Annotated in this window: 16 protein-coding genes; 3 read left to right on the top strand and 13 right to left on the bottom strand. The window is 62.1% G+C overall.

What is annotated here, in order from left to right:
* Window positions 1-64: 64 nt before the first annotated feature.
* Entirely contained in the window at window positions 65-223 is a 159-nt protein-coding gene (locus SJY08_RS10845) for a hypothetical protein (RefSeq protein WP_377275554.1), read from the top strand.
* A gap of 56 nt (window positions 224-279) precedes the next feature.
* Here the strand turns inward: SJY08_RS10845 and SJY08_RS10840 are convergent, their stop codons facing one another.
* The 9 genes from SJY08_RS10840 to SJY08_RS10800 all read right to left on the bottom strand — a co-directional run bounded on the left by SJY08_RS10840 (window position 280) and on the right by SJY08_RS10800 (window position 6,248).
* Window positions 280-1,170 carry a mechanosensitive ion channel family protein gene (locus SJY08_RS10840; protein ID WP_377275553.1) on the bottom strand — a complete coding sequence of 297 codons (891 nt, stop codon included), beginning with the start codon at window positions 1,168-1,170 and terminating at the stop codon, window positions 280-282.
* A 60-nt stretch (window positions 1,171-1,230) separates the two neighbouring features.
* Complete coding sequence (locus SJY08_RS10835) at window positions 1,231-2,190, bottom strand: NAD regulator (protein WP_054150468.1); 960 nt, start codon at window positions 2,188-2,190, stop codon at window positions 1,231-1,233.
* On the bottom strand, window positions 2,187-2,723 hold the full coding sequence (locus SJY08_RS10830; protein WP_300890026.1) for a tyrosine phosphatase family protein: 537 nt from the start codon (window positions 2,721-2,723) through the stop codon (window positions 2,187-2,189). The genes SJY08_RS10835 and SJY08_RS10830 overlap by 4 nt, the downstream gene beginning before the upstream one ends.
* A complete protein-coding gene (locus SJY08_RS10825; protein WP_069041743.1) occupies window positions 2,720-3,352 on the bottom strand; it encodes an HD family hydrolase in 633 nt (210 codons plus the stop codon). The genes SJY08_RS10830 and SJY08_RS10825 overlap by 4 nt, the downstream gene beginning before the upstream one ends.
* Window position 3,353: 1 nt before the next feature.
* Window positions 3,354-4,187, bottom strand: a complete 834-nt coding sequence (locus tag SJY08_RS10820) for a YgfZ/GcvT domain-containing protein (protein WP_377275552.1) — start codon at window positions 4,185-4,187, stop codon at window positions 3,354-3,356.
* 106 nt (window positions 4,188-4,293) lie between these two features.
* Window positions 4,294-5,031: a hypothetical protein gene (locus SJY08_RS10815; protein WP_377275551.1), complete on the bottom strand. Its 738-nt coding sequence runs from the start codon at window positions 5,029-5,031 to the stop codon at window positions 4,294-4,296.
* Between the two features lie 20 nt (window positions 5,032-5,051).
* Entirely contained in the window at window positions 5,052-5,309 is a 258-nt protein-coding gene (locus SJY08_RS10810) for a hypothetical protein (protein WP_054150473.1), read from the bottom strand.
* Between the two features lie 94 nt (window positions 5,310-5,403).
* Entirely contained in the window at window positions 5,404-5,826 is a 423-nt protein-coding gene (locus SJY08_RS10805; protein WP_377275550.1) for a TIGR02301 family protein, read from the bottom strand.
* The gene (locus tag SJY08_RS10800; RefSeq protein ID WP_054150475.1) at window positions 5,823-6,248 is read right to left on the bottom strand and encodes an NUDIX hydrolase; all 426 of its coding nucleotides are present in this window, start codon (window positions 6,246-6,248) and stop codon (window positions 5,823-5,825) included. The genes SJY08_RS10805 and SJY08_RS10800 overlap by 4 nt, the downstream gene beginning before the upstream one ends.
* Before the next feature lie 134 nt (window positions 6,249-6,382).
* On the opposite strand from SJY08_RS10800, the gene SJY08_RS10795 reads away from it, so the two are divergent.
* Window positions 6,383-7,147: an SOS response-associated peptidase gene (locus SJY08_RS10795; protein ID WP_153761889.1), complete on the top strand. Its 765-nt coding sequence runs from the start codon at window positions 6,383-6,385 to the stop codon at window positions 7,145-7,147.
* 61 nt (window positions 7,148-7,208) lie between these two features.
* On the opposite strand, the gene SJY08_RS10790 is transcribed toward SJY08_RS10795, so the two are convergent.
* The 3 genes from SJY08_RS10790 to SJY08_RS10780 all read right to left on the bottom strand — a co-directional run bounded on the left by SJY08_RS10790 (window position 7,209) and on the right by SJY08_RS10780 (window position 9,164).
* Window positions 7,209-7,346 (bottom strand): hypothetical protein, encoded by a 138-nt coding sequence (locus SJY08_RS10790; RefSeq protein ID WP_171901533.1) that lies wholly within the window; start codon window positions 7,344-7,346, stop codon window positions 7,209-7,211.
* A 194-nt stretch (window positions 7,347-7,540) separates the two neighbouring features.
* The gene (pssA, locus tag SJY08_RS10785) at window positions 7,541-8,401 is read right to left on the bottom strand and encodes a CDP-diacylglycerol--serine O-phosphatidyltransferase (protein ID WP_054150477.1); all 861 of its coding nucleotides are present in this window, start codon (window positions 8,399-8,401) and stop codon (window positions 7,541-7,543) included.
* 10 nt (window positions 8,402-8,411) lie between these two features.
* On the bottom strand, window positions 8,412-9,164 hold the full coding sequence (locus SJY08_RS10780) for a phosphatidylserine decarboxylase (RefSeq protein ID WP_280949607.1): 753 nt from the start codon (window positions 9,162-9,164) through the stop codon (window positions 8,412-8,414).
* A gap of 377 nt (window positions 9,165-9,541) precedes the next feature.
* Between SJY08_RS10780 and SJY08_RS10775 the strand changes: the two genes are divergently transcribed.
* Entirely contained in the window at window positions 9,542-10,642 is a 1,101-nt protein-coding gene (locus tag SJY08_RS10775; RefSeq protein WP_377275549.1) for a GGDEF domain-containing protein, read from the top strand.
* A 26-nt stretch (window positions 10,643-10,668) separates the two neighbouring features.
* On the opposite strand, the gene SJY08_RS10770 is transcribed toward SJY08_RS10775, so the two are convergent.
* A complete protein-coding gene (locus SJY08_RS10770) occupies window positions 10,669-12,558 on the bottom strand; it encodes an ABCB family ABC transporter ATP-binding protein/permease (protein WP_377275548.1) in 1,890 nt (629 codons plus the stop codon).
* Window positions 12,559-12,633 lie beyond the last annotated feature (75 nt).

Genomic DNA, 12,633 nt, shown 5'->3' with positions numbered 1-12,633 from the left:
CGACACGACATCTGCTTGCGACGATATTTCCCCTGTGCGTTCAACGCTTGTGACGCAAAAGTCCGTGTCCGGCTCTGAACAGGTGCAGGCGGACCCGGAAGCCGAGACAACTGCGGGCATGACCGAGGACGACACTGTCAGCGTGCTGGAAGTGCTCGCCGAAATGCAGCGCATCATCGACCGGCATATCGAAAAGACAGCAGGGCAGCAGAGCGAAAGCTGACCCCCCGCTGCCTCTCATTTCAAAACCTGGGTTGCACCTGTGGCGGCAGGTGACGCTCAGGCTTCCTTCGCCCGAGCGTCGACGAAGCGTTCGGGTAGGGCGACCATTTGCGGCGAGCCGTGATAGGTCACCTGCGGGAACGGGATGGAAATCCCGTTCTCGTCGAAGGACTTCTTCACCTTCTTGATCATCTCGCGTGAGGTCGGCCAGAAGTCGGAGGCCGCCGTCCAGTACCACAGCGTAATGACCACCGCGCTGTCGCCCAGCTGGTCGACATGGGTGGAGATTGCCGGATCCTTCAACACCCGTGCATCCGCCTCCGCGTGATCACGCATGATCTTCTCGGCCAGATCGATGTCGTCATTGTAATCGATGCCCACCTTCAGTTCGAAACGGCGGGTTGGAAGACGGCTGAAATTGGTGATCGGCACATTCCACAGCGTCGAATTGGGAGCGAGCCGGTAAAGGCCATCAGGCGTCTTCAGCTCCGTGGCGAACAGTCCGATCTCGACGATGGTCCCCGATATCGAGCCCGTATCGATGTATTCGCCGACGCGAAATGGGCGCAGCACCAAAAGCATGATGCCGGCGGCAATGTTCTGCAGCGTGCCCTGCAGCGCAAGACCGATCGCGAGGCCCGCTGCACCCAGCGCTGCGATGATCGAGGCGGTCTGGACGCCGAACTGGCCAAGCACGGTGACGAAGACGAGAATGAGGGCGCCGTAGCGCACGACATTGGCAAAGAAGCGCGCCAGCGTCTCGTCGATGCCGCGCACGCGCATGAGACCGGCATGGGTCCACCGGCTGAGAAGGGCGGCAAGCCACCAGCCGATGAACAGGAGAAGAAGCGCTCCGACGATAGAGAAGGAATACTGGACGGCAAGCTGGCTTGCCTGCGCCAGTGCTGCCTGTGTCGCGAGGATCGCTTCGTTCGTATCCAATTCCATGCCGTACTGCTCCTTGGGCTATTGATGTCAAAGGCCTAGATGGGGCAGGGGGAGGCGAGGTCAACCGCTGGTCCGGCCTCCGACCTTCAGGCCTGGAGCCGGACGCTCTTCGAGCACCTGGCGACGGAAGCGGAAGAGTGCCGCCGGCCGGCCACCGGTGGCGGCCTGTGTCGACCCCGTCGCTTCGACCAGTTCGGCGCCTTCGACCAGACGCCGAAAATTCTGCTTGTGCACGTGGTGCCCGGCAATCGCCTCGACCGTGCCCTGCAGTTCGGTGAGGGTGAACTCCGGCGGCATCAGTTCGAAGATGACAGGCCGATACTTGATCTTGCTGCGCAACCGGGCAAGCGCCGTCGCGGCGATCCGCCGGTGGTCATGGCGCATCGGCCGCCCCAGGGTGACACCTGTTCGGCATCGCTCGACGCGCCCGTCCTGCACGGCTTCTTCGACCAGACCCGCCTCGTAGAGAAGCTCGTAGCGCTCAAGCACATGTTCTTCGTCGAAGGGGAAGTCATCGAGACCAAAAGCAAGTCGCAGCCGTGAGCGGCGCGAGGCGGCCGACGCCTCTTCTGCCCATGCGGTCAGCGCTGGCAGGATGACACGGTCCAGGAGAGCCGGGCGCCCCTGCCGCCAGTCCTCCCAGGGAAGATATCCGTACCAGTCACGCCACCGGGCTCCGGACAGTTCCAGCCGTGCATCGCCGTCGGTGTCGAGCCTCGTCAGCGCGAGATAGCCGACCGACACGATATGCGGCCCCTGATCGCCGGGCATCTTGTGGCGGCCGCGATCCCCGAAGGTATAGAGCTGCTCGATGTAGCCCAGTTCGAGCGCCGTTTGTGCTTCGACGGTATGCCGAAGCGACATTTCCATCGTCCGGTGCCGGTTTGGATCGAAGGGGCCGAAGGGCAGCGCATCAAGTGCGTTGCCGTCCTCTCCGACCACGAGCAGGCGTGGGGTACGGGCGTTGATGGCGACGATCGCGGCATTGAGCCCGATCTCGATCTCCGCCGGTGCCGTCATGACTGGATGGGCCCCCTTGCGGGAAGCGGCAATACAAACGGAGTGTTGCCGTCGGCATCGGTGCCCCGCCCCAGCGCCTTCACCGCCTTCGCGAAGCGTCCGCCACGACCGAGCATCTCGTCGCCGATCTCCACCAGCCGCATGTTGGGCGTGGCAAAGGGCGAGGCTTCGCGCAAACGCTTCGCCAGCGCGTCGTCGTCATCGTCGGGAGCAACCGCAAGGCTTGCGATCATCGCCGCTGCCGGGGACCGCGACACGCCCATCCAGCAGTGAACGACAAGCGGCTGTGTCTGATCCCAGGCCTTTGCGAAACTGATGATCTCGGCGACATGTGCTTCCTGCGGCGCGATCAGATCGCCGGTCCCGGCAAAGCTGATGTCGTTCATCGCAAGCTTCAGATGCCGCTCGGCCTGGATCACCGCCGGCCGGTGAAAATCCTGATTGGCAGCGAGCAGGCTGATCATTTCGCGCGCCTTGTGACGCACAGCCATCTCGGCAATTCGGGCGAGCGGTGAAACGACGATGACGCTCATGCGCTGGCCCAGGTCGTCGACTGCCTGCCGGCCTCGATCTCCTCGAAGCGTTCGAGGAACTTTGCCTGTGCCTGATAGGCGGGCAGCGGTTCGATCAGGATCGTGTCGCGGGTGAAGCCCTTGGGCTGGCCGAACAGCTTGCGGGCTTCGGCCTCGGCGAAGCCGGCGAGCACGGTTGCCTCAAAATAGGCAGAGATCATGTCGGCTTTCTTGATCAGGTCCTTCAGCGCCGCTTTCGGATGGGCAGGCAGGCCGAAGCGCAAATGGATGGCCGCCTCCAGGCGTTTTTCCACGACCTTGTAGCCGCCACCGACGACGGCCTTGAACGGCGAGATCATGTCGCCGATGACATATTCAGGCCCGTCGTGCAGCAGCGCGACCATCAGATCGTCGGCCGTGGCTTTTGGATTTGAGCGGCGGAAGATGTCCTCGACGATCAGGCTGTGCTGGGCAACGGAAAAGGCATGATCGCCGGAGGTTTGCCCGTTCCAGCGGGCGACGCGGGCAAGCCCATGGGCGATATCGGTAATCTCGACATCGAGCGGCGAGGGGTCGAGCAGGTCGAGACGCCGACCGGAGAGCATGCGTTGCCAGGCGCGGGCGGAGGGCAGAGCGGCAGCCGAACCCATGTCAGGCCTCCTCGGCCGATGTGGGGAACGTCAGTCCCGTCCAGCCGGGAAGGGCAACCGATACCGGCACGTCACCGACAAGAATTGGCTCGCCGGCTGCCATGGCTTCGCCGGCCTTGTCGATGCGGACAATCGCAAGCCCGCGCTCGCCTGCGACGGTGCCGAGCGCGCCGATCGTCTTGCCGGCAATGGTGATCTCTGAGCCGGACGCGGGAAGCGGCGCTTCGCCAGAGACGATTACCACGCGCCGCCGTGCGGTCGAGCGATGCTGCATGCGCGACACCACTTCCTGGCCGACATAACATCCCTTGCGGAAGGAGACACCAGCCGACTTGTCGAAGAGGATGTCGTGCGGAAAGGCATCCTGAAGCGCGTAGTCCTGCCCCGATTCCGGCACGCCGTGGAGAATGCGAAGCGCATCGTAAGCGCCCCGGTCGCCAGCACCATCGATCCGGCCCGGTTGGCGGCGAACCTCGGTTCCGGCGAGCGCGAATCGATGGTCGGCGGCGCCGTCGCTGGCCTCGCCCCAGATGACCGTCGCCCCCGTTTCCGGCAGCGTCTCGATCGTCATGGCAGCGCGCAGCTTGTACATCGTCATGCGCTTGACGAAGGCTTCCAACTGATCGGCGCGGATATCGATCAGGAAACCGTCATCGCTGCGGGAGATCAGGAAATCATAGAAGATCTTGCCCTGTGGCGTCAGAAGCGCGCCTGAACGCCACTCATGGGCCGCAAGTGTCCCGAGATCGGTGGTGATGAGATTCTGCAGAAAGTGCTCGGCATCCGCCCCCGTTATTCGGACAAAGGCGCGATCGGGCAGGAAGGCTGAGGGCATGGGGTCCACCGGGCTGTTTCGATGCCGACTGAGTTAGGCGCTGCCAGTCTAGACGACAAGCAGTTCCGATCACAGCCCACAGTTTGGCCCACAATCTGGATCGTGGTCAGTCGCCGACGGAGAGGAACTTCCAGCGGCCGTCGGGTGTGATGCCGACGCGGAAGAAGTTGTAATTGCCGTATTCCTGCATCTCCGCGACGTCACCGGCCGTCACAATGCGCAGCAGTTCGACCTTCTCCTGCGGCGTCAGCAGGCCAAGCGATTTTCCGACGAAATAGGGCCAGACATAGGCCTCGTCCGCCGTGCCCTTGTCGAGTTGCACGAAGCCGGTGGAGAAAATATCGAGCAGGATCGCCAGGATCTCGACGCCGTCGCTATCGCCGGAGATCGCCTTCAGCGCCTCGATCGGGTCCTGGTCCGGCGCTTGAAGCGGCACGACAGTCTGGTCCGGACCAGGGTTCATCAGCGGCTTCAGCTTCGAGATGTCACCAGTCTTTGCGGCCTCAATGATGAGTTCGCGCATCCGTCGCACGGATTCCGGCGCCTTCTCGATGTCATAGATGACTTCGGCCGGCGGACCGGCGGGCTCGACGCGCTCGGCATCTTCGACCTGTTCCGGCTCAGGCGAGCGGATCAAGGGATCCGGATCGGGGATTACCGGGATCGAATCCTCGATGACATCAGGTTCCTCGCTCGACGGCGGCTCTGACAATTCGGCGGCAGGCGGCGTGATATCTTTGATGTCGGAGAGGGCGAAGGCAGGGAAAGCCGTCACCGTGGAGGCAAGCATGAGCGTCAGCGCGCTCGTCAAGCGGAGGAGCCTGACCCGCGACGAGATCATCATTGTGTCCCTCGATTGCTGTCTTACTGAAGCTGGCGTTCGGGTGAGAATTCGCCGGCAAGCAGCCGGGCCTTGAGTGCGTCGAGAACAGCCTCGGCGCCGTGTTCGCCATGAATGCGGATGGTCTCGCGCATCGCCAGCGCAAAGGACGCCTCGGCGATGATCTCGGGCTCGATTCCGTCGGCCATGCCGTCTGCCCAGGCCTCGTTCTGGTATTCCAGCGCAGCCTGCATCTTCTCGTGAACGATCATCTCGTCGATTTCGTTGCGGCGCGGTTCCATGGGCATTCCTCGAAGCACTTACTCAGTCCTTAACGACCCTATCAGCCTTTTGCCAAAACGACACGGGGGCAGACCAAAAGAGGTGAATTAATCGTTAATTTCCGAAACGTGCGGTAATTTCTGTGGCAAGTGTTGCGCCTTCGATACGGTAATTCTGCTCTGCACGAACTGCGGCCGGCGTGCAAGAGGTATAGACGGAGGCGAAAGAACGGTAGCCTCGGTTGTAGGCAGCCGTCATCCGTGCCCGGCGCTTCGGCTCAGCGCGCGTTTCGGCGTCCAGCAGGCCCTGCAACGACTGACGCCATTCCGGTTCCCCATCCGCCTTGCAGAGATTGCGCAGGTAGTGAACGGCTCCGATGATCTCCGAAAGCCGCGCGAGACGGTCATCGTAGGGCGTCGGCTTCTCGGTGTCTGCCACGGGCGGAACGATAGCCTCAGTGCTGCCCTGCGCAGCCACCGGGCCGGCGATTGCCAGAAGAACTGCTGTGAGGCGGAGGGACTTCGTGATCTTCCTCATGCTGCACCCTCGCGCGGGGTCGCTGACGACAGGCGCAGGATGCAGTCGCGCACGCTCTCGGGGATGGGAAGCTCAAGCACTTCCTCCGGAAGAAACCAGCCTGCCTCTAGCGCGTCGCTTCTAGCTTCCGCTTCGCCCGTCGCATCGGCTTCCACCTGGAACACAGAAAGCAGGAAATGGCTGCCCGCGACGCCGGCCTCCGGCAGAAGCTCGACCGTCTCGAATAGACGCGGATTACGCCCGACGATCCCGGTTTCCTCGAACAGCTCCCTGAGTGCCGTTTCCTCCGGCATCTCGCCCGGCTCGGCGCGCCCCCCCGGAAAGGCAAAGAGATCCGCCGCCGGCGGATTGCCGCGCCGGACAAGGAGATAACGCCCGGCCCGCTCGACGATGGCGGAAGAGGCGAGGCGAGGCATGCTCATGAACTGGAAACTCCGGTCGGAAGATCGCACCGCGGCGACGAAGCGGTATGCCACGATTATCGCGGGCTTTGCCGCCCCCTGCAAGCATCGCGTCACGCCTTGACCCTGGCGGGTGGGACTGCCATCTACGTCACATGTGCGGACGTTTTGCCCTGACTGCGAGCCCGGAAGAAGTGGCGGAGATCCTCGGCGTGATGGAGCTCGAGGGCTTTCCGCCGCGCTACAATATCGCGCCGACGCAGCCGATCCTCGTGGCGGTGGCGTCTCCGCCTGCGGAGCCCGGTTCGAACCGGCCGGATCGCATGGCGGTGCTGGTGCGCTGGGGTCTCATCCCGTCCTGGGTCAAGGACCCCAAGGAATTCACATTGCTGATCAATGCCCGTTCCGAAACGGCAAACGAGAAGGCATCCTTTCGCGCGGCGATGCGGCACCGGCGTATTCTTGTTCCAGCCTCCGGCTTCTACGAATGGCACCGGCCGCCAAAGGAGAGCGGCGAAAAGCTGCAGGCCTACTGGATCCGCCCGAGGAACGGCGGGATCGTCTGTTTCGGCGGGCTGATGGAAACCTACATGTCGAAGGACGGCTCCGAGCTCGATACGGGCTGTATCCTGACGGTCGGGGCAAACAGGGCCATCGGCGAGATCCATGACCGCATGCCTGTGGTGATCCAGCCGCAGGATTTCAGCCGCTGGCTCGATTGCCGCCATGGTGAGCCGCGCGATGTGGCAGATCTTCTGCAGCCCGCAGCGGAGGACTATTTCGAGGCGATCCCGGTGTCCGACCTCGTCAACAAGGTCGCCAATGTGGGTCCGGAACTCCAGACCCCAGTTGCGCTCCAGCCGAAAAAACAAAAGCCCATCGCGGACAAGTCCGGCGACGGGCAGATGAGCCTGTTCTAGGCAATTTCCGGGACGGGAAGCGAGCTTCCCATGCACAGAATTGCGGTCTTCCTGAAAGCCTTCAGGCGATCTTCGGTGCCACCTTGGGCTTCAGCATGAGAGCTGCAGCGAGAACGGCCTTGAGGCCGACTGGGCGGTACTTCGCGGCGAGATTCTCGTTTGCCGGCTTCTGCTGCTCGGCTTGATTCTCAGTCGTCATCATCATGTTCCTTGGAGTGTTTCCTGACCGGTGTTTTTTGTTTGCGGCTCTCTCTGCGGAGATCATGACAAAAGCGTGGCCGTTGCTGTGACACAAATCAAATTTGAAGAAAAAGAGTAGATATGGAGAGCCCCGCGCAAGCTTTTCGGCTTGGCGGGGCTCAAAAATACTTCAAGCTTGAACGAAAATGCCGGTCAGACGCCCCGATCGATCTCCGAAAGCCCCTTTTCCGCTGATTCTTCGCCAATGGTCAGCGTGCCGTAGCGACGGTGCCAGTTTCGGGCGCCGAACGGCAGCGAGCAGAGATAGAGAAGCACGCTCACGACAAGCACCTCCCAGGTGAAGCTCATCAGAAGCGCCACATAGAGCACGACGCCGAGAATCATCGGCAGAACCAAATCGCGGCGGATGTGGCTCGTCTCCGACTTGCCCGACCAGACCGGCAGGCGGCTGACGAGGAGATAGCCGATGACGACGGTATAGGCAGTGCTGGCATAGGCGAAGATGCCGACCGGTGCCACGCCGAGAAAGCCGAGATAGACCGGGAGCAGCACGAGGGCAGCACCCGCAGGTGCCGGCACGCCGACAAAGAACTCCGACTGCCAGGGTGCCTTGGTCTCGCGCTCGTCCATCACGTTGAAGCGCGCGAGCCGAAGCCCGGCAGCGATGGCGTATATCAGAGCGGCGATCCAGCCGAGCGAACGGGCCTGGTCGAGAACGAAGACATAGAGAACGAGAGCAGGCGCCACGCCGAAATTGATGATGTCGGCGAGCGAATCCATCTGCGCGCCGAATTTCGACGTCGCCTTCATCATCCGCGCGACGCGGCCGTCGATGCCGTCGAGAAAGGCGGCGGCCAGAACCATGGCGACCGCCAATTCATAGCGGTTTTCGAAGGCCAGCCGGATCCCGGTCAAGCCCGCGCAGATCGCGAGCACAGTGATCAGATTGGGAATGATCAGCCGGAGAGGAATTTCGCGGAGCCTCGGGCCACGCGCACCCGTATCAGTCTGGGTGCTGCTGCGTAATTCGGTCGAGGGGGTCTGATCGTCCATCAATATCTCCTCAGCTGCGACGGCTGATGACCGGGCCCTTGGTCGAGCCGAACTCGGCAATCACGGTCTCGCCAGCAATCGCGGTCTGGCCAAGCGAAACACGCGGCTCGGCACCCGCCGGCAGGAAGACATCGAGTCGCGAGCCGAAGCGGATCAGGCCGAAGCGTTCACCGGCATCCAGCGGCTCGTTCATGTTCGTCCAGCAGATGATCCGGCGGGCAACGAGGCCGGCGATCTGAACGACGCCGATGGCACCATGCTTGGTGTCGATGACGAGGCCGTTGCGCTCGTTGTCGGTGCTTGCCTTGTCCAGTTCGGCATTCAGGAACTGGCCTTCCTTATAGGCGATTGTCGTCACCCGGCCGCGCATCGGTGCCCGGTTCACATGGCAGTTGAAGACATTCATGAACACCGTGATGCGCAGCATCGGCTCGGTGCCGAGATTGAGTTCCTGCGGCGGAACGACCATCTGTACCGACGAAACGCGGCCGTCGGCCGGGCTGATGACCAGATCGTCGTCCTGCGGTGTGACGCGCTCGGGATCGCGGAAGAAGTAGGCGCACCAGAGGGTGAGGATCAGGCCGATCCAGAAAAGCGGATCCCAGATCCAGCCGAGCACCAGCGATGCAACGAAGAAGGCGGCAACGAAAGGATAGCCTTCCTTGTGCACGGGCACGATCGTCTTGCGGATGGTTTCGAACAGATCCATGGGGTCCTCGGTCTTTGAATTGTGTCGCCCGTGACTACTCTGAAAGCCGCAGATGGGCAATGCCGCCGGTCAAATCAAGGCGCGCTAAAGCACATGTGACAATCCACACCTGGCCCAAAAAAAAGCTCAATTGCTCATGAGCCTGGCGAGACTTTGTAAATAACTGCACCCTAAAAAAGGGGTGTTGGATTTAAGCAGGATCCGGAATGCGGTGCCGTTTTCGGAGCCGTCCGGGCAAGGGATGACCGTTGCAGCTCGCCAGGCAAATTGAACCGGATTCGGACACGGTAACGCTCGCCACGATATCCTGGCATTCCTCTCGCGGACTGCCGCCGCCAGCTTTGATCGCGTCGCTGTCGCCGTCTCGCATCGCGGCTCCGGAGGCACTGCGAGCCTCGTCGCTTTGCTTCCTTGATTGCGCTGACAAGGGCTTGATCGCCCAGGTTGTTCGGCTCCGTGAGATCTGCGGCGATCGCCTTTACCTGGTCGCGGTGACCGGATCGGCGACATCAGAGTTTCAGGCGGAACTCTTCGACGCGGGGGTGGACGACCTTCTCATGGAGGAGGGCACCCCACAGCTGCTGCGCTGCCTCTTGCGCGCCAAGCGTCACCTCACCCTGCTGCAGACGCATGAAAAGACGCTCGCCGCGCTGCAGGACAAGCTCGATGCCTGGCAGGACGGCTTGGACCATCTGCCGACGCCGATATACCTGAAAGACGTTGGCGGCCGGTATCTTGGCTGCAACACGGCGTTCAGCCATTTCGTCGGCACGGAACGCGACCGCGTCATTGGTCACACACTCGCCGATTTTCTCCCGCCGGATGTTGCCGAAGCACATCGGGAATCGGATCTCGAAGTGATGCGCAGGGGCGGCGCCATCAGGCTCGAGACAGATGTCTGCGTTCCCGACACGGGCGTACGTCACATCATGCTGCACAAGGCCTGTGTCGCCTCTCCCGAAGGCGGCCTGCGCGGCATTGCAGGTGTGCTGATCGACATTACAGAACGCAAGGAACTCGAGGCACGCCTGACCGCAGCTGCCGAACGCGATCCACTGACCAATGCCTACAACCGCCGCAAGTTCTTCCAGGTAGCGGGTTCCGCAATCGAGACGGCGAATGAAGGTGAGCGGAGCTTCGCCGTGGCCGTCATCGACATCGACCACTTCAAGTCGATCAACGACGAGCTGGGGCATGGCGAGGGAGACGTAACCCTCTGTTCGATTGTCGACACCCTGCGGGCCCATGAGGAGGAGGGGGTTCTGATTGCACGTGCCGGAGGGGAAGAGTTCTTTGCCTTCTTCACTGGCGACAATGCGTCTCAGGCCGCTGCCATCCTCGAGCGGATGCGGGCCGATATCGCTCGCTACTGCGCGGTAGTGACCGGCATAGGCACGGTCGGCACCATCAGCATCGGCCTTGCCGATTTCGATCCGCTGCAGGAGACGATCGACCACGCGCTGCGGCGGGCCGATCTCGCGCTGTACCGGGCCAAGCGCGACGGGCGCAATCGGCTATGCCGGGCGGACTGATCGTCCTCTGTCGCTGACCAGCCGCGTCAGACGGCTGGCGGGCGCCGGACAACGACGCCGAGTTCGTCGCTTTCGCGCACCTGCCGAAGCATTTCCTCTGCCTGCGTCGCCTCCCGCTGACGGTTCCACATCGAGGCATAAAGGCCGTCCTGGGCCAGAAGCTCGCTATGGCTCCCGCGTTCTGCGATTTCGCCGCCCTTCAGAACGATGATCTCGTCTGCGGCAACGACGGTCGAGAGACGGTGAGCGATGACCAGCGTCGTGCGGTTCTTCGAGACGATGTCGAGGGCAGACTGGATCTCGTGCTCTGTGGTCGTATCGAGCGCCGAGGTCGCCTCGTCGAGGATCAGGATCGGCGGCGCCTTGAGAACCGTGCGGGCAATCGCCACACGCTGTTTCTCACCGCCGGACAGTTTCAGGCCGCGTTCACCGACCTTGGTGTCGAAGCCATCGGGCAGATCCCTGATGAAATGCGAGATCTGGGCGATCTCCGCCGCCTGGACGATGTCGTCTTCGGCAGCACCGGGTCGGCCATAGCGGATGTTGTAGGCGATGGTATCGTTGAACAGCACGGTATCCTGTGGGACCATGCCGATCGCGGCTCTCAACGACTTCTGGGTTACCTCCCGCACATCCTGGCCGTCGATGGTGATCGAGCCCTTCTGCACGTCGTAGAATTGGTAGAGCAGGCGCGAGATCGTCGACTTGCCCGCACCAGAGGGGCCGACGACGGCCACCGTCTTGCCGGCTGGGACATCGAAGGACACGCCTTTGAGGATTGGTCGCTCAGGGTCGTAGTGGAAATGCACGTCCTTGAAGGCGATGGCACCCTGCGCAATGACGAGCTGCGTTGCATCCGGCTTGTCGATAACCTCGGCTTGCACCTCAAGCAGATCGAACATCTGCTCGATATCGGTCAGACCCTGACGGATTTCGCGGTAGACAAAGCCGATGAAGTTGAGCGGTATCGACAGCTGCATCAGCATGGCGTTGACGAAGACGAAGTCGCCGATCGTCTGTTCGCCGCGCTGCACGGCAAGCGCCGACATCACCATGATGATCGCGGTGCCCACGCCAAAGATAAGGCCCTGGCCGAAGTTCAGCCAGCCGAGCGAGGTCCAGACCTGTGTGGCCGACTTCTCGTACTTAGCCATGGAGGCATCGAAGCGCTTGGCCTCCATCTCCTCGTTGCCGAAATATTTGACCGTCTCGAAGTTGAGAAGCGAGTCGATCGCCTTGGTGTTGGCGTCGGTGTCGCTGTCGTTCATCGCCCGGCGAATGCCGATGCGCCAGTCGGAGGCGCGGATGGTGAACCAGATATAGGCCCAGACCGTGAATGCGGTGACGCCGAGATAGGAGAAGCCGTAGGTCCACCAGAATATCACGGCCGTCAGCAGGAATTCGATCAGCGTCGGGATCGAGTTGAGGATCGTGAAGCGCACGATCGTCTCGATGCCCTTGGTGCCGCGCTCGATGATGCGCGAAAGCCCACCCGTCTTGCGCTCCAGGTGGAAGCGCAGCGACAGCTGGTGCATATGCACGAAGGTTCGGTATGCAAGCTGGCGCACGGCATGCTGGCCGACGCTGGCAAACAGCGCGTCGCGCAGTTGGTTGAGGCCGACCTGAGCGATGCGGGTGACGTTATAGAAGATGACCAGCGCCACGGCGCCCAGCAGGAATGTCGGCAAAAGGCCCGCCATGTCGAGCTTGCCGTCGAGAGCATCGGTCGCCCATTTGAAGAAATAGGGCACGAGGATCAGCACGAATTTCGAGATGATCAGGAAGACGGTCGCCCAGACGACCCGCATCTTGAGGTCGAAGCGGTCCGCCGGCCACATATAGGGCCAGAGATTGACGAGGGTCTGCATCGGGTTGCCGTCGTCGGCCGATACCGTCTTCTTCTTCGCCTCTGCCATCCCCGAGCCTCTCGCTTGTATCAAGATCAAAAAGCGGCGACCCCTCGGAGGAGTCGCCGCTATCACTCAATTAGG

Origin of the sequence: Rhizobium sp. R86522, from assembly GCF_042466255.1 — a bacterium.
GTDB lineage: Bacteria > Pseudomonadota > Alphaproteobacteria > Rhizobiales > Rhizobiaceae > Allorhizobium.
Note: the sequence above shows the minus strand (reverse complement) of the source record. Positions and strands in the feature narration are given on the sequence as shown.